General features: G+C 41.4%; 12 protein-coding genes and 1 tRNA gene. 2 read left to right on the forward strand and 11 right to left on the reverse strand.

Annotated elements, in window-relative coordinates:
- Positions 1 to 227 precede the first annotated feature (227 nt).
- From ACYQ3Q_RS02535 to ACYQ3Q_RS02555, 5 genes are all read right to left on the reverse strand, one after another.
- Complete coding sequence (locus ACYQ3Q_RS02535) at positions 228 to 2,753, reverse strand: DNA translocase FtsK (protein ID WP_459927086.1); 2,526 nt, start codon at positions 2,751 to 2,753, stop codon at positions 228 to 230.
- A 110-nt stretch (positions 2,754 to 2,863) separates the two neighbouring features.
- On the reverse strand, positions 2,864 to 3,835 hold the full coding sequence (locus tag ACYQ3Q_RS02540; protein WP_459927087.1) for a metal-dependent hydrolase: 972 nt from the start codon (positions 3,833 to 3,835) through the stop codon (positions 2,864 to 2,866).
- A 197-nt stretch (positions 3,836 to 4,032) separates the two neighbouring features.
- The gene (locus ACYQ3Q_RS02545) at positions 4,033 to 4,923 is read right to left on the reverse strand and encodes a BON domain-containing protein (protein ID WP_459927088.1); all 891 of its coding nucleotides are present in this window, start codon (positions 4,921 to 4,923) and stop codon (positions 4,033 to 4,035) included.
- A 95-nt stretch (positions 4,924 to 5,018) separates the two neighbouring features.
- Complete coding sequence (locus tag ACYQ3Q_RS02550) at positions 5,019 to 6,026, reverse strand: potassium channel family protein (protein ID WP_459927089.1); 1,008 nt, start codon at positions 6,024 to 6,026, stop codon at positions 5,019 to 5,021.
- Positions 6,027 to 6,071: 45 nt separating this feature from the next.
- Positions 6,072 to 6,899 (reverse strand): PHP domain-containing protein, encoded by an 828-nt coding sequence (locus ACYQ3Q_RS02555; protein ID WP_459927090.1) that lies wholly within the window; start codon positions 6,897 to 6,899, stop codon positions 6,072 to 6,074.
- A gap of 208 nt (positions 6,900 to 7,107) precedes the next feature.
- Between ACYQ3Q_RS02555 and ACYQ3Q_RS02560 the strand changes: the two genes are divergently transcribed.
- A tRNA-Trp gene (locus ACYQ3Q_RS02560) sits at positions 7,108 to 7,181 on the forward strand.
- A 192-nt stretch (positions 7,182 to 7,373) separates the two neighbouring features.
- Here ACYQ3Q_RS02560 and ACYQ3Q_RS02565 read toward each other — a convergent pair.
- Both ACYQ3Q_RS02565 and ACYQ3Q_RS02570 read right to left on the reverse strand, forming a co-directional pair.
- Positions 7,374 to 7,670, reverse strand: a complete 297-nt coding sequence (locus tag ACYQ3Q_RS02565; protein WP_459927091.1) for a type II toxin-antitoxin system RelE family toxin — start codon at positions 7,668 to 7,670, stop codon at positions 7,374 to 7,376.
- Positions 7,671 to 7,676: 6 nt separating this feature from the next.
- The gene (locus ACYQ3Q_RS02570; RefSeq protein ID WP_459927092.1) at positions 7,677 to 7,904 is read right to left on the reverse strand and encodes a hypothetical protein; all 228 of its coding nucleotides are present in this window, start codon (positions 7,902 to 7,904) and stop codon (positions 7,677 to 7,679) included.
- A 496-nt stretch (positions 7,905 to 8,400) separates the two neighbouring features.
- Here ACYQ3Q_RS02570 and ACYQ3Q_RS02575 point away from each other — a divergent pair, with 496 nt between their 5' ends.
- Positions 8,401 to 8,586, forward strand: coding sequence for a hypothetical protein (locus tag ACYQ3Q_RS02575; protein WP_459927093.1), 186 nt, complete (start codon positions 8,401 to 8,403; stop codon positions 8,584 to 8,586).
- Between the two features lie 46 nt (positions 8,587 to 8,632).
- On the opposite strand, the gene ACYQ3Q_RS02580 is transcribed toward ACYQ3Q_RS02575, so the two are convergent.
- From ACYQ3Q_RS02580 to iadA, 4 genes are all read right to left on the reverse strand, one after another.
- Positions 8,633 to 12,976: an acyl-CoA dehydratase activase-related protein gene (locus tag ACYQ3Q_RS02580; protein WP_459927094.1), complete on the reverse strand. Its 4,344-nt coding sequence runs from the start codon at positions 12,974 to 12,976 to the stop codon at positions 8,633 to 8,635.
- 51 nt (positions 12,977 to 13,027) lie between these two features.
- The gene (locus tag ACYQ3Q_RS02585; protein WP_459927095.1) at positions 13,028 to 13,609 is read right to left on the reverse strand and encodes a TetR/AcrR family transcriptional regulator; all 582 of its coding nucleotides are present in this window, start codon (positions 13,607 to 13,609) and stop codon (positions 13,028 to 13,030) included.
- 290 nt (positions 13,610 to 13,899) lie between these two features.
- Positions 13,900 to 15,921, reverse strand: coding sequence for an elongation factor G (gene fusA / locus ACYQ3Q_RS02590; RefSeq protein WP_459927096.1), 2,022 nt, complete (start codon positions 15,919 to 15,921; stop codon positions 13,900 to 13,902).
- Positions 15,922 to 16,079: 158 nt separating this feature from the next.
- On the reverse strand, positions 16,080 to 17,246 hold the full coding sequence (gene iadA / locus ACYQ3Q_RS02595; RefSeq protein ID WP_459927192.1) for a beta-aspartyl-peptidase: 1,167 nt from the start codon (positions 17,244 to 17,246) through the stop codon (positions 16,080 to 16,082).
- Positions 17,247 to 17,367: the final 121 nt, after the last annotated feature.

Here is a 17,367-nt window from a genome sequence, read left to right on the forward strand (position 1 = left end):
CAGAAACACCCATTAATCGAGGCTCGATGTTCGACGTTCGAAGCTTAAACATCGCAAAAAAACACTCTAACCAATTCATATGGTTAGAGTGTTTCGTGAGGCGTTAGACGTGAGATTCGATGTTCGAAGTTATTATATCGAGGCATTAGGCCTGATGCGCGATGTTCGAGGCTCGAAGGTTAAATATCGCGTTTCGTGCCTCGCGCTTCGTGCTTCGTGCTTCGCAATTATCCAAACCGTTCATTGAATTCTTCTAAGGTTAAGAGTACCTGGCGAGGCTTACTTCCTTCGTAGCCTCCCACCACCCCTTGTTCTTCGAGCATATCCATCAACCTGGCCGCTCTAGTGTATCCTAATTTCAGGCGCCGTTGGAGAAAGGATACCGATGCCATGCCTGTCCTAATAAAAAGCTGTCCTGCCTCAATAAACACTGCATCATCCGCACCATTAGTCTCTTCATTTTTGACCGTGGTTTCCTCAAAAAGCCGTTCTGGGTCTAGATACTCCGGTTTACCTAACCCTTTCCAATGCCTAATCACTCGTTGCACTTCGTCATCGGTTACTAAACAGCCTTGTACCCTTAGCGCTTTATTCACTCCCAGTGGCGAATAAAGCATGTCTCCTCGTCCCAGGAGCTTCTCGGCGCCTGTAGCATCAAGAATAGTACGGGAGTCGATCTGAGACGAAACAGCAAAGGAAATCCGGCTGGGTATATTGGCTTTAATCACCCCAGTGATGACATCAACCGATGGGCGTTGCGTGGCAATGACCAAATGAATTCCTGCCGCCCGGGCCATTTGGGCTAATCGGCAAATAGCTTCTTCGACTTCTCCCGGGGCAACCATCATTAAGTCGGCTAATTCATCGATAATTACCACAATCAAGGGCAAGGCAGGTTTAGTTCTTAAGGGCTCCCCTTTTAGGTGATTATAGCGTTCGATATCACGTACACCTGCAGCTGCAAATAGTTCATACCTATTTTCCATTTCTTTAACGATCCATTTTAAAGCACTTGCTGCTTTTTTAGGATCGACGACAACAGGCGCTAAAAGGTGAGGAATACCATTATACTGACTAAGTTCAACCATTTTCGGATCGACAAGCAGAAATTTTACCTCATCAGGAGTCGCATTAAAGAGAATAGAATTAATGATCGTTGTGATACAAACACTTTTTCCTGCTCCAGTTGCCCCCGCTACGAGCAGATGGGGCATTTTAACTAAATCAGCAATAATAGGCTGATCCGCGATATCTTTACCTAGAGCGACTTTAAGCTTAGAAGGATATTCTCCGAAGCTCTTTGTCTCAAGCACCTCACGAAACGGAACAGCTCGTGCGTGTTTATTAGGAACTTCAATTCCGATTGCTGCTTTACCGGGAATCGGAGCTTCAATACGCACATCCCGAGCGGCAAGCCCAAGGGCAATATCGTCCGAGAGATTTACAATTTTACTAATCTTCACACCTGGTGCTGGCGCTAATTCATAACGTGTGATAACGGGACCTCGGGTTACCCTAATAACCTTAGCTTTAACTCCAAAATCAAGGAGTACCTTTTCAAGTAGCTTTGGGGTTTCAGTATCTTGGATTACTTCACGCTGGATTATAGACTCCATTAAGTTAATATCTGGGAACTTCCAGTGATTGACCCTATCAACGTTCTTCACATCCTGAGGGACTTTCACTCCCTCAACTTTGTCTTTCATCACTTGTTCAACTAGTTGAGCTACTTGCCCTGCATAAGGAGCTTTTAACGTGTCTTCCATCTTCGCCTGATCATTGATTAAGTCGGTAGCCAAGGTCAGTTCAGAAATAGGTTCTGAACACGCAGCAATTTGGGTTTGAGGCATTTTTCCAAGTTCATCGACCGTCAGACGTACATCCTTCATGAACTCTTCCTCATCCCGAGTTTCATGATTCAAAGTTGCTCGTTCTAGAGTTACTTGATCCACAGTTTCTCGATCCACTGCCTGTAGATCCGCAGTCTTTAGATCCAGAATTTCTTGATCGAGAATTTCCAGATCTAGAATATGCTCATCTGTTTTATATCGAGAGAGGAATTCTTCTTGTTCCCTTTGAGACTTAAACACCGTGGAAAACCCAGATTGTTTTGCAAGAGGTTCTTTCGCTAATCCCTGAGGAGAAAAGCTCACCTGCTGGAAGGTTGATCGTTCAATTCGTTCCTCTTGGTCAACTTCCTCGAAATAATCATGCAACCCTTTTAAACTCTTTAGCTTAGAGGGGGTCTTCGGATAAAGCGACTCACCTGTCCCAAAATACGAGGGGAAATCCTTGCCAAATCCCTCCATCTCCTCAGCTTTCTGGGGATTGATGTCTTTCATTTCTACCCATTCAGGTGAAGAAAAATATTGATTAAACCCCTTCATGCTTACAAGTTTCCCCGCAGGTAGAGAAATGCCCTTGTCTTGAGCTTGATTAGACTTTTGATCCATACTCTCAATCATTTTGCGTTTAGGCACTCTTGATTTATCTGCCGAAGATAACACACCTGATCGTCTAGACCTCACAGACGTTAAACTCTCCGCATAAATCCAGAGCAAGATTGCAGATACAAAACAAATCATGGGGCCTGCCCAGGTAAAACTTCCTAACATTACCTCAAATAAGATATATACATGTTTTCCGATCGCCAAACCAAAAGTCCCCAGCAAGCCAAGAATCGAAATCGTCAATAAAATGATACTCATTAATTTAAGCCAAAAAGCATTTGACCGTTTCTTCCTTTTCGACACACTAAACCACCTCCAAGCTTCCTACTCATTATGGTAGATGAGCTATAAGAATGTCAAAAGATTTTTTCTTACAAAAATCCCCTAACCAGTCACGGTTTAGGGGATTAAAATCAATAACCTACGAGGACACCCTCTCGATTAGGTAAAGGCTGAAATATTTCTTGAGAAATTTCTCCGTCAGCATTCAAAAAGACATGGCCAGTATAGATAAAATCTCCTTTGGCCCAATAGCGTAAGTCTAAAAATTCAACCTTACATTCTTGGTCACCAGAGTGATGAATTACATGATAATAAGGTGTAAATTGACTAAATATTTCCGCTAGGTTTCCTTCAAGCGCATTGGAAAGTGATGGGTTTTCTCCATCGAACTTGGGTAGAACTCGACAAATCGCAGGAATTTTATTGCGGATAATGCCAAAACTCACATTGTCCCCTTGAAAGAGAATAAAGTTCCACGTAAAAGGATGATACATTGCGGGCAGCACTTTAACCTGCTTCCGATCCTTTAGATGATATATCCCCATTATACGGTCGTGTGTCTTCAGTCGTCCTAAGTGACGATAGCCCAGATAGATCCCACTAAATAGCAACGCAGCAGATGAGGAGATTGTCGCATAGTCAGGGAGTTTTAGAGCAATGAATAAGGAGACCAGCAAAGAACTTAAGACGACGGGATCCGTCAACATAATCATATCGGCCGTAATTTTCTTGCGTGAAAAAGGCCATAATAGCTCTGCTCCATAAGAATTCAATAAATCCATGATGCCATGAGAAAGTGTCCCGAGAATCGTCCAAAAGAAAACAGTCTTCCATGAAGTTGTTGGGAAAATAAGATACAAAATTGTGCTCAGACCTACTGCCATAGCACTTAAAGCAATCAGAGAATGACTAGCTCCCCTGTGTTTTAATAAATAATTCAAACGACCTTTTATATGAGTAATAATGTCTAAGTCAGGCAGCATGGCTCCTAATGTGCAGCCTAAGATTATCGGATCATTCAGTTGGATTGTGTGCCCCGAAAGGGTACTCAATGCAATTCCTATTAAGCCATGTGTTATCGGATCCACTTTTGCCCTCCTCATATTAAGTTGCACTCGTACAAGCCGTCTATAACATTCTTTAACAAACAAACCCCATTATATCACGTGAACGGAGTAATAAAATAATATTTAGTTCCCTATAGTACCATTTTTTGTAAAGAATTCATTAGGAGTTATCAACTTAAATAAGACCAAAAACCAGTAAATGACAGTAGGTTTTTGGTCTTATTAATCAAGGGTTAACCCTTACTAGAATGCGCTGCTACTTTGATTGAATTATTAACATCGCGAATTTCAGGGATATGTTGAATTAGTTTTCCAGCCCCTTCCCGATCTTCTTCAGAGTACACTTCTCCAGTCAGAAAAGCAATTCCATCTTTGACAAAAGCTCTAATTTGTCCGGAGTTTAAGCGATGTTGACCGAGCTTGGAAACTAACTGTTCAGTTAACCACAAATCATCCCCTTGAGAACGGTGACGAGTAAATATTTCGCTGACCACTGCTTTTACTCCGGGTACTTGATAAGCCGTTTCTACAGCCCATTCCATCTCTTCTTGAGTATCCACAAGTCCGCTTAGCGTAATTAGACCCATTCGAGCTTCTGTCCTAATCTCATGAGCATTGACCCAAGGAGAAGCAACCAAAGCATTTTCGACACGATTGACTAACGTCGCATCGTCCACAGCCTTTTCTAAAAATTGAATCTCACTGCGTACTTCTTTAACTCCTCGAACTTGGGAGGCTAAGCGTTTCGCTAATCTCTCTGTACTTTGGGTCTCCACATGCCCTAGCAAGGTGGCAATTCCTCTGCTTACACGACAACCTAACTTCGTAACATCCATATAGTTAGATCCTTGGAATCGTTGATTGATGCCCTTTTCAATGTCTTTATCCTTGATAGTTCCGTCATCGGCTACTGTAAGCGAATTATCTAATTCTCTTACTCCATCAATTCGACCGATTCGACTTCCGAAAAAATCCTTTTCTACCAGACTATCAACCGTCCCCCAAATTATTGCCCGATCTCCGGTTACCTTAACGTGAAGTCCTTGGCCACTTTCCCCAAAATGTGTATGAATTAGGTTTTTGATATCCCGAAGGACGTCTATTTCGGCTCGTGAGTTATGCATAAATTCTCCCTCCACAATGAAAATCTTATTACTCTTTCACTTAGAGGGTATTTTATCCCAAGACTTCCCCTTTTAATCTAACACCCCTACGATTATCAAGATTCGCAAGTTATAAGATTTGCAGCAAGTTTTTCTAACCGATGTAGCTGATCTCTTAACCCTAATACAATTAACAGATCTCCATGCAATATTTCTTCGCTTGCACCAGGATTACTGATCACCTGATTGTCTCGTAAAATCGCAAGAACCATGGCACCTGTTTGCTGTTTAATTCCGCTCGTTAATAATGTCTCGCCAACTAAACACGAACCAATATCAATTTTCAGCTCCACCATTTCCATTTCAATGTTATGATCATGAATCACGGTCTCCAGATATTCCACACTTATAGGTTTTAGGATCGACATCGCCATTCTCCACCCTCCTAGAGTTGCTGGAGAAATCACTTTATCTGCACCTGCCCGCAATAACTTCTTTTCAGACTCAGGCTGATCCATCCGAGCTACCACATGAATATTGGGATTTAACCCTTTCGCAGTTAAGGTGACAAAGACATTTAAAGAATCCTCGGGGAGAGCTGAGATCAGTCCCTTAGCCGTATTAATGGAGGCCTTAATCAAGGTTTCATCATGGGTAGCATCACTGTTAATGACTAAAAATCCTTCTTCAATGAGCTGTCTAGCAAGATCTTCCCGTTGTTCTATTACAACGCATTTTGCCCCCTCTTTACGAAGGCGATATACGACTTGTCTGCCTACACGACCTGCACCACAGACAATGATATGATCTTGTAGTTGTTCAATCTTCTTATTCATCTTTCTTCTCCAATACACCCCGGCTAATTGACCTTCAACCAGAAAGGCCATCAGAAGTCCGGCAAAATAGAGCATAACACTGACTCCGCTCAGCATCAGAAAAATCAAGAAGGCATGCCCAGCCTCAGTTTGAGGTTCAATATCTCCATAGCCTACCGTCGTGACCGTCTGAACTGTGAGATAAATAGCTCTAGATAAACTGAGATGTTCCGTTAATATAAGTCCGACTACCCCCACAATCAGGATGATAAGTACGGCAATAAATGCGAGCCAAACTCTCCTACCCAAGGACTCGCTCCTTTCTGTCTACTGGAACCTTAGTGAAAAATAGATTTATAGTGTTAAGTAAGATCTTAGTTTAAGGACACTGTCATAAGGCACATCCATTTGCCCTAGTTTTACATACCCTGAAGGTCCATGATAGTCACTACCACCAGTCGCTATGATAGCAAATTTATCGGCGACTTCGGCATAGTATTGAATAAGTGCTGATTGTCGTTCCCAGTAACCATAATACACTTCTAGCCCAATAGGCCGATAGGCTAAGAGAGAGAACACCATCTGGGGATCCCACAGCAGTCCTGGATGAGCCACTACAGGAAGTCCTCCGCAAGAAAAAATAAGATCAACGGCATCCTCAAATCTGTGGTTTAAATACGGTAAATGGGCTACCCCCCCTGGACGAAAATGAGCAGCTATTTCTCGCCAATTTTTCTGACTGCCACCATTTTCCTGATGATAAATGGCCCTCATGATATGTCCCTTGGTTACAGCTCCCTTGGCTCCGACCTCCTTTTCAACATCTTGCCATTCCAAACAAATTCCGCCACCTTTTAAACTTTCCACCATATCATAGGCTAAAGCAGTCCGTTGTGCCCGAATTTCTTGCAGACGATCTTGTAGAACTGGGTGATTTATAGTCTTAAAATACCCAAGTAAATGGACTTCATGACCTTGATAGCTGGTTAACAATTCCACACCAGGGATAATCTTAATATTTAGTTCTTTGGCAAGACTTTCAGCCTTGTTGATTGCTTGGGTACTTTCATGGTCCGTAATAGCTATGGTTTGAACATTGTTGGCCTGCGCAAGGTTCATGACCTCTTCTATCGAAAGCAAGCCGTCAGATTCATAGGTATGAATGTGTAAATCGGACCTCAAGAACACCCCTCCCTCAATTGCATTTTCACTTCAAATCCCACATCAAGAGGTCAAAAAGACAATACTTATCTATAGTATGCCTATTCTTGTTCTTCTTCAAAAATCCTGCCTGCCTGTTCTGAATCTAAATCGAAAATCTTGTAATTTATTTTTAGATATTGACACTTTTCTCTTTATGGGATATAATTCACTTCGTTGCAAAAAATATAGGGGATTAGTTTAATGGTAGAACAACGGTCTCCAAAACCGTCAGTGGGAGTTCGACTCTCTCATCCCCTGCCAAACAAAAAATGAGACACCGCATGAGTTTGCGGTGTTTTTTATTTTGCTCTGTTGGGTGTTAAATCTTTAGTCATTTTTCTGCCTCCCTTATTCAATAATCTCATAACATCCATGCGAAGTAATGGGAAACCTGTCTCACAATACAAAAAGGCCCCTACCTCAATAGTAAGAACCCTTCAGATACTCATCCTTTTATCTCCTAGCAAATAACTTATTTTTTGCTCTTACGTAGATCTGCTCCCTCTTGTCAACAAGTAGAACCAAGACTGAGATAATAGAATCATTAATCTCATATATTGCGCGATAATTCACTCCGTTGTAAGATAATTTCATTCGATACAAACCCTTGAACTCACCCTTCATGGGTGATCCTCGCTCCCTTGGGGAATCCTCAAGTAACAGTAATTGACTTTTAATGCGTTCTTTCATTTTCTTCGGGATAGACTTTAAGTATTTTTCTACATCACTCGATACCTCAATATTGTACATTCAATTTTAGATGCTACGAAGGGAAACTGTCTTTCCTTCTCGCGCCTCTCTTCTAGCTTTCTGAATACGGTTCGCCTTATTTCGGTCCATCGTTAAAAAAAACGACTCCGCATACATCTCTAGTTTCTTTGATAACTTATGATCACTAGATCCCTGGATAGCTCCAGCTCTTGCGTTTGCCAACGTTCTCACCCTTCCTCTTTTCCAAAAATACCGTTCTCTCTTTGACACCATTGTATTCGCCCCCAGCGTATATTGCAAGAATTATTTACCAAATATAGATGTATTTTTACCAAATATATGTGTATTTTTACCACATATACATGTATTTTTACCATTTTTATAAGTATATCCAAAAACGCAAAAAAGCCTCCCTCCACTTGGATCAAGGCCCTTAATGTAATCCCTAGTATAAAAGTAATCCTTAGACTCATACTTGTGGCCCCGGTAATCTTTTCTAATTGGTAATAGATTAACGGACTCATAAGGTTTACAGAAAGGTTCACTCGCCAAAAACATCAAAACAGATCGGGAAAAGTCCCAAGCTAATCAGAAAAAGATTGAAGCCTTTACTTCCATTCGCCCGAAACTGCGTCAGATAACGCAGACCCCTATGAACAGGCTGCTAAATTTCGTGCTTAAGTCCTATACAAATATGACTTACGACATATGCTCAGATTGGCTTTTCTCTTATAAACTGTAGGAAAACTCAAAAGGAGCTTGACAAGCTATGTATGGAAGAGCACACAGACTAGATACTATACAAACTGCACAAATGATGTGCGAAAATGAAGATTCTCCTGCTGTGATTAGTGATTGCATCACTCGAAAAATGACACCCGAGGATTGGCAGAAATATGGACCCTTGAATACTAAGGAGCGCAAGGAAATGAAATTCTTTCCCCTTAAGAAATAGCAAAGACAGCTGGCTAGCTCATGAGAGTAACCAGCTGTCTTCTTTATTAATCCATTTCACATTCTACTAACTTTGTGTCTCGATTCAACATTAGCGTCAGTTTGCTTTCTACCAACTCAGTCTCTAGATCTATGATCGGTTTGGTCTCCACTGGTCTATCCCCTAGATTATCTAAGGCTACTGAAAGCATGAGTTTTATGCGATTTAATTGATTAACTTCACTCGCTCCAGGATCATAGTCAATGGGAGCTATATTAGCTAAGGGATAAGAACGTCTAATTTCTCGAATCATCCCTTTCCCGGTAATGTGATTGGGTAAGCAGGCAAATGGTTGCAGACAGACGATATTGTTAACCCCGCTTCGAATTAACTCAACCATCTCACCGGTAAGGAACCAGCCTTCTCCCGACTGATTAGCAAGCGAAAGGTGTTTTTCCGCTAACTTGGCGATCTGACTGATAGATTTTGGAGCTTCAAATCGCTTGCTGGCCTGCAAAGCCCTCTTCATCTCTTTACGAAGCGATTCTATTCTGTTGATTGAAATCATCCCAGACACCATTTCCCAAAAACTTCCTGAAAGTTGCTTATATTTAATACTGTGATCAAAGGCACCATATAAAAGAAAATCCGTAAGATCCGGTACTACTGCCTCAGCCCCTTCAGCTTCCAACAGTTCCACAATATTATTATTGGCAGTAGGATGGAACTTGACGAGAATTTCCCCGACAACCCCTACTTTTGGTTTGACAAGATCCTCATAGATCTCTAAATTATCAAAATCCTTAACTATTTGACGAATGTTCTCAGCATAATCTTTGTTATCACTTTTCAGGGATTCTTGGCACCGCTGAACCCAAGATTCATACAAGATATTGGCGGAGCCAGGAAACTTCTCATAGGGTCGAACTCGATAAAGAACTCGCATTAAAAGATCTCCATAAATAAGACCCCTCACGATTTGGTTAAACATAGGCAAGGTAAACTTAAAACCTGGATTGCTTTCTAGATTTGAGGAATTACCCGTATTTAAAGCAATGACTGGGACCTGTTCTAGATTTGCATCTTTTAAAGCTTTGCGAATAAAGGCGATATAGTTCGTAGCCCGGCAGCCACCACCTGTTTGGGTGATAATGACCGAAGTGTTGTTCACATCATATTTACCAGATCTCAAAGCTTTCATTAATTGACCGACGACGATAATCGCCGGATAACAAGCATCGTTATGCACATACTTTAAGCCTTCATCGATGGCAGATTTATCCACAGAGGGTAAGAACTCAATCGTATAGCCCGCCCCTTCAAAGGCCGTCTTAAAGAACTGAAAATGAATGGGTGACATTTGCGGAGCCAAAATCGTATGCGTCTTCTTCATCTCTTTACTAAACAACGCCCTGGGTGGTAGATCATTGAGTTTGTGTGGGGTGAAATTCCGCTTGTCACGTTCGTTAATAGCCGCGATCAAAGAACGTAAGCGTATTCTCGCAGCTCCTAAATTATTAATCTCATCGATTTTCAAAACGGTATAAATCTTCCCATAAGTTTCAAGAATCTCTTTTATTTGATCAGTGGTCACAGCGTCGAGACCACATCCGAACGAATTCAACTGGATCAAATCCAGATTTGTCTGTTTCGCAACATAGCTGGCTGCAGAATACTCTCTAGAATGGTAGACCCATTGATCGACGACACGCAAAGGCCGATCAACTATGCCAAGATGGTGAATCGAGTCTTCAGATAAGATGGCAAACCCATATGACCCAATCATTTCCGGTATACCGTGGTTTATTTCAGGGTCAATATGATAAGGTCTACCCGCCAGTACGATTCCCTTGATTTTATTTTCTTGAATATAATTAAGGGTTTCTTCTCCTTTTCTTCTGACATCTTCCTGATATCTATCTTGTTCGGCATAAGCCTTCTTCATGGCTCGAGCAAGCTCATGCTTGGCTATTCCCTCGGGTTTTAATTCTTCCGCCAAACGTTTAACCATTCTGCTCGGCTTATCCAAGGGCAAGAATGGGTGATAAAAGATGACACTAGGTTCTCTAAGAATATCCATGTTGGCATTAATGGTCTCCGGGTAAGAGGTGACGATTGGACAGTTGTAATGGTTGTTCGCCTCTGGATCTTCTTTTCGAATATAGGGAATACAGGGATAGAATAGTTTTCTTATCCCTTTTTTAATCAAATCTGTGACATGTCCATGAACGAGTTTAGCAGGGTAACAGGCTGAATCTGAAGGGATAGTATCCATGCCTTGTTCATAAATTTGTTTTGAGGATCGACCAGAAATTATGACTTGGTAACCGAGTTCTGTGAAAAAGGTAAACCAAAAAGGATAGTCTTCATAAATATTTAAAACTCTAGGAATTCCGATCGAACCTCTCCAGGCCTTTTCCTTAGTCAAGGGTTTATAGTCAAACACTCTATGGTACTTATATTCGTAAAGATTGGGTATATCGTTCTTAACGACGTCTTTGCCTGTACCCTTTTCACAGCGATTACCTGAGATATACTCAGTTCCGCCAGAAAACTTTTTGATACTGACTAAACATTTATTCCCGCATAACCCACAGCGTTTCATGGAAGTTTCTATCCTAAAATCGCTCAAATCATTTCCCTGTACGAGACTAGTTCTATGCCCGATCTCATAGCGGCTTTTGGCGATCAAAGCGGCGCCAAAAGCGCCCATGATGCCTGCAATATCAGGACGGACTACTTCCTGTTGAGTAATTCTTTCAAACGCTCTCAGAACTGCATCGTTGTGGAAAGTTCCACCTTGGACAACGATTTTCTTGCCTAGATCTTCAACATTTCTCAGGCGGATAACTTTATATAAAGCATTCTTGATGACTGAAATAGATATCCCTGCGGAAATATCACTAATCTCAGCACCCTCTTTTTGGGCTTGTTTCACTCTGGAATTCATGAATACTGTGCAGCGGGTCCCAAGGTCGACGGGATGTCTTGAAGCTTGGCTCAAACTAGCAAATTCTTTGACATCCATATCCAGAGAATGGGCAAAGGTTTCCACAAAGGACCCACAACCTGAAGAACATGCTTCATTTAAAGTGATGGACTCTATGACCCCCTCTCGGATCACTAAACTTTTCATATCCTGTCCACCGATATCTAACACAAAATCGACACCCGGTTGAAAAAAATTGGCAGCCGTGTAATGAGCAACGGTTTCGATTTCGCCAATGTCGACTTGAAGGGCAGCCTTGATAAGATGTTCGCCATAACCGGTAACGGCCGAGTTCACGATGGTTGTGCCCTGATTGAGTTTTCCATACAAGCTTTTTAAGGCCTCAATGGTCGACTCTAAAGGATTACCCATATTACTACCATAATGTGAATACAATAAGCTTCCTACTTCATCGACGAGAGCAATTTTAGTGGTTGTCGAACCAGCATCTATGCCAAGATAGGCATTCCCGTGATAATTTTCAAGCTCCACTCGATTGACTTTATGCAAGGCATGCCGTTCCTTAAACTCACGATAGTCTTCGTCATTGGCAAATAGAATCTCTAACTCTTCGTTCTCAATGTTATTGATTTTATAAATCGCGGGTATTTTTTCAAATAAACTCTCACAGGTAAAAAGCGCTTTATCTTGTGAAGACAAGGCAGCTCCAATAGCCACAAAAAATTGGGAATCCTCTGGGAAAATTACATTCTCATTCTTTAAGTTAAGGGTTTCTATAAAGCGCTGTCTCAGCTCGGACATAAAATGGAGCGGACCGCCCAAAAACGCTACTTGGCCAGTAATAGGCCGTCCTTGAGCCAGACCGCTAATCGTTTGATTGACAACTGCTTGTAAGACAGAGACTGCAATATCCTCTTTGGCGGCTCCTTCATTTAATAAAGGCTGCACATCGGTCTTGGCAAACACACCGCACCTTGAGGCAATTGGGTAGATGTTTTGGGAATTTCTGGCTAGTTCATTTAAGCCAGGAGCATCCGTCTGCAGCAAGGAGGCCATCTGATCAATAAAGGCCCCCGTACCACCGGCACAGGTTCCATTCATGCGTTGTTCAATGGATTCACCGAAATAGGTGATCTTAGCGTCTTCACCGCCAAGCTCTATGGCAGCATCCGTACTAGGAATCATAATCTTGATGGCCTTAGTACAGGCAATCACTTCTTGAATAAACGGAACCTCTAAATTTTGAGAAATATTATAGCCTCCAGATCCAGTAACCATTAAGGTCAATAAATGACCATGCAAACTAACTCTGGCATCATTTAGAATAGAAACTACTGTATTTCTAATATTGGAAAAATGCCTTAAATATTTCTTATAGACAATATTTTTTTCATTATCTAAGACTACAATTTTAACGGTTGTTGAACCAACATCCAATCCAATATTTCGAACTCTAATCATTTTTTTCCTCCACAGATACATAGCATTTGATAAAGCTTTAATTACAAGTCGTTATTTGTCAGAGCTTATACCTTTTGCGAAAATTTTAACATAACTCAAAACACTAACCTGAATATCTGTTTCAAAGGTAAGTTTTTTCATAACTAAAGAAGTTATAAATAGACCAAAATTTGTTCTTAAAAAACTAATAGCCAACATATCTGGATTCTCTTGGATGACCCCTCTATGCCTCATTTCTTCGAAATAATAGTTTAGGAGTTTTTTAAACTCATTCGGAAACCTGAATAACTCAATATTATAGTCAGAGTTCAATTCTTCATTTTTTAAATACATCAAAATGATCTTACGATTTTTATATAATATGTGTTGATAAGCGGAACAGATTTTAATTAAGTCCTTTTCTAAATCCCATTCTAAGCCATCAAATAAAGCCTTGTATTTTGGAAAGAACACAAATCTATCAAACGTTTTTTCGAACAAATTATGCTTATTTTCGAAATGCCTAAAGAGAGTCATTTCACAGACGCCTGCTTCTTTAGCAATTTCTTTAGTAGTTACGGCAGAATAACCTTTTTGTGAAAAGAGAAGAATGGAAGCATTTAAAATTTTATCTTCCGTCTTAAGTGAGCACATACTTCTTCTCCCATCACTTTGATTTCTTGATGTTAGTTCTTACTAACATAATAATTGTATCATTCTCTCGGAATAACTTCAATCCAACTTTAAGGGACTATTCCCATGAGTTCCTCTTACAGTATACGCCACAAGGGGCGAAACAATCTTAAATATTAAGGTTGTTTCGCCCTTTTTTAAAAATAGTAGTTCCTTATAGTTTTAAGGGTTGAGTTATCCCAAATGCAAATTCGCAACTAAAAATGGTTGTAACAAACTTGCAGAAAAGAAGTTTTGTTACAACCATTTTCTCAATGGCTTTGTGCAGTTTTTAATTGACTAACTAAGGTTTCGCTTAATTTACCGGGCACCTCTTCATACCTCAGGAAATTCATAGTAAAGGTGCCTCTTCCTTGAGTGATACTTCTTAAATCAATAGCATAACGCATCATTTCCGCCTGTGGAACATGGGCACGAATCACTTGAGATTTTTCGCCAACCAGCATACCTAATACTTTGCCGCGCTTTCCATTAAGGTCACCAATCACGTCTCCCATAAACTCTTCAGGCACACTCACTTCTACTTCCACTACAGGTTCGAGCAAAGTGGGTTTTGCTTGCTCTACCCCTTTTCTGAAGGCCATGATCGCCGCAAGTTTGAAGGCCATTTCTGATGAATCAACAGCATGATAAGAACCATCACAAAGTGTGACCTTTATATCTGTTACAGGATAGCCAACCATAGTTCCTTCGGCCATGGCCTCCCTGATCCCCTTTTCAACGGCTGGAATGTATTGCTTCGGTACGGACCCTCCAAAGATGGACTCAGCAAACTCAAAGGGAGTCCCTTCCAAAGGTTCTATGTTAATCCAGACATGTCCATATTGACCATGCCCACCGGTTTGCTTTTTATGTTTTCCTTCTACTTTGACAGCCTTACGAATTGTCTCACGATAGGGAACCCGCGGAACCTTCATGGACACTTCAACTCCGAACTTTCGGGCTAGTTTTTCCTGAAGGATTTCAAGCTGCATCTCTCCCATACCCGTTAAGATCAACTCTTTTGTTTCCGTATTCTTATGAATTGTAATCGTTGGATCTTCCTCAATAATACGGGCTAAGGTAGATCCCAACTTATCCTCATCCCCTTTAGTCTTGGGCTGAATCGCCACTGATAAAGTCGGAATTGGAAAATCAATTCCTTGTAGTTCGAGGATATTTTCCTTACCACATAGAGTATCCCCCGTCTTAACTTCCGCTAATTTGGCAACAACTGCAATATCCCCAGCTGCAACTGTAGAAATGGGTTCTTGGCTCTTACCCCTTAAATAAAAGGGTTGCCCTATCTTTTCTTCTGACCCACGAGTTGAATTCATGACTAGAGCTTCGGCCTTAAACTTCCCCCCATAAACCCGGAAAAATGACATTTTACCGACATAGGGGTCCGCGAGAGTTTTAAACACTAAGGCTGCTTTATCTACAATAGCTTCAGGAGCTGGGACAGATCTAGCCAACAAGTTTAGCAAATTTGTAATCCCAATATTTCTCGTCGCAGAACCGCAGAGTACCGGAATCACAAGATTTTGCTTCAACGCTTTCCTCAGAGCAGTTTGAATATCTTCTTCATTGAGAGCTTCCCCTTCAAGGTATTTCATGAGGATTTCATCATCCGCTTCAGCGATTGCTTCAATCAATTGCTCTCTCAGTAGTTCAACTTCATCTTGATATTCTTCGGGAACCTCGCTAACTGAAAATTTACCGCTTCCATTGTCTTCATAGTCATACGCTTCATTTTTGACAATATCGATGATTCCTTTGAAACCTTCTTCTTGCCCAATGGGAAGTTGTAATGCTACAAACCTTTCATTTGGATAAGCGCCTTTGAGTTGGTCCAATACCTTGCCATAATTAGCATTTTTTCGATCCAGTTTATTGACAAAGATCGCTCTGGGTAACTTCTGTTCTTCCATAACATTCAGCGTAATTTCCGCTTGCACCTCAAGGCCTGCAACCCCACAAAGCACCAAAACTCCACACTCCACAACTCGTAGAGAACTCTTAACTTCCCCAAAAAAGTCTGAATATCCAGGAGTATCAAGAACATTAACCTTGACCCCTTGCCACTCAATAGGAATAAGACTCATACTAATCGACACTTTGTGTTTAACTTCTTCTGGTAGATAATCTGAGACGGTGTTTCCTTCAGATATTTTGCCAATGCGGTTCGTCACACCTGAATTGTAGAGAAATGTTTCCGTCAGGGAAGTCTTACCTGCTCCACCATGCCCAACTAGACAAACGTTGCGAAGATGTTGTGTGTCATAGGTTTTCAAGACGATTCCTCCTTGATATGTTATTTAAGAAAAAGGACGGTGCCTTTTTACTTGCAACAGATAACTGGAGTCACTATGTCTAGATATCCCTAATTAGTCTTACTTATGAATTTAGTCTTACTTATGAATTAATAAGGGCCAAGTATTCTTGATAATAGCTAATTTATTTGTTCGTAAGTTCCCCAGACCTGCGTTTGATAATTGCGCATCATACATTTTCCCATGGCCCAGACATCTTGGACCTGTAAATCTTCATCGAGGACGACGAGATCAGCATCGTACCCAACACGAATTATCCCTTTATTCTGTAGTCGAAGTACATTAGCGACATTAGAGGTGATCGTACGCAAGGCGACTTCTAACGGAAGCCCAAAGTGTATTACAGACTCTCTAATATCTCGCCAGAGAACCTCAACAGAACCGATTCCCATGCCAATCAGTTCCCCTGTTTCGTTATATTGGGGCATACTTCCATTTCCATCTGAAGTTACTGTAATCCGGTCGTTGAGGATTTGACGTTGATTTAACATTTGTAAGACGGACGGGACACGTAACTCTACCGGAAAATCGTCACAGCCTGCAGTCAGATCGATATGACCCCCGGCTAGAAGAAACTCGATCCCTTGTTCAAGTAAGGAATGAGTGCGGTTGATATGAGTGGGCATAAATTGCGTAATCGGAATCTCCGTTTTTTCTAGGATCTTCCAAATTAAATCTAAGCCTCGTTTACCCTCTCCAAGATGAAGATGAACCACTCCAGCCTTTTTCCCAAGCATTCCTCCTACTCGGGCCTGCGCAGCTAAATGTTCAAGTTCACCTATTTGGGGCTGTCCGGAACGATGATCCGAAATGGCTACTTCTCCTGCACCTATCACCTTTTGGATCAAAACAAGATCTTGTTCTAGCGTTGGTAGCAGGGTTTTCATAGGGACCTGATAGGCACCACTGTAGATAAACGTGCTTATTCCCTCATCTTGAAGGGCATTCGCCTTAACGAGTAATTCAGCCATGGATCGGGAGACAGAATCTGTTCCCAGGCAGCCCACGACAGTTGTCGTTCCTGCTCGAGTTAATTGGGAAAGTTTAATTTCTGGAGTACGCGAGGCAGGGCCGGCTTCGCCCCCTCCTCCGCAAATATGGACATGGGCATCTATAAAACCCGGCACCAGTGTTTTACCTTGAAGATCGACTACTTCCCCTTCTACAAAATCAGGAAGACTTAGATCTCTATCGATCGCTGCAATAATCTTACCGACAACTATGATATCTGAATTTACAGTATATTCAGGACAATAAAGTTTGGCATTCTTCAGAAGTTTCCACACCATGACACACCCTCTCCTGAGGTATAATACCCCACTTTTGGATCGATATCCCACAATAATTAATATTTCTCTGTCTTCGTTAAAAAATCCTTTATACCCAGAGGGTGATCTGAAAATTTCA

The sequence above is a fragment of the Desulfosporosinus burensis genome (genome assembly GCF_054657535.1).

What these genes read in the sequence shown, in the direction of transcription:
- ACYQ3Q_RS02565 (WP_459927091.1), bottom strand. Translation starts at nt 7,670, where the DNA reads ATGTACAATATTGAGGTATCGAGTGATGTAGAAAAATACTTAAAGTCT.
- ACYQ3Q_RS02580 (WP_459927094.1), bottom strand. Translation starts at nt 12,976, where the DNA reads ATGATTAGAGTTCGAAATATTGGATTGGATGTTGGTTCAACAACCGTT.
- ACYQ3Q_RS02540 (WP_459927087.1), bottom strand. Translation starts at nt 3,835, where the DNA reads ATGAGGAGGGCAAAAGTGGATCCGATAACACATGGCTTAATAGGAATT.
- ACYQ3Q_RS02570 (WP_459927092.1), bottom strand. Translation starts at nt 7,904, where the DNA reads ATGGTGTCAAAGAGAGAACGGTATTTTTGGAAAAGAGGAAGGGTGAGA.
- ACYQ3Q_RS02585 (WP_459927095.1), bottom strand. Translation starts at nt 13,609, where the DNA reads ATGTGCTCACTTAAGACGGAAGATAAAATTTTAAATGCTTCCATTCTT.
- ACYQ3Q_RS02545 (WP_459927088.1), bottom strand. Translation starts at nt 4,923, where the DNA reads ATGCATAACTCACGAGCCGAAATAGACGTCCTTCGGGATATCAAAAAC.
- ACYQ3Q_RS02575 (WP_459927093.1), top strand. Translation starts at nt 8,401, where the DNA reads ATGTATGGAAGAGCACACAGACTAGATACTATACAAACTGCACAAATG.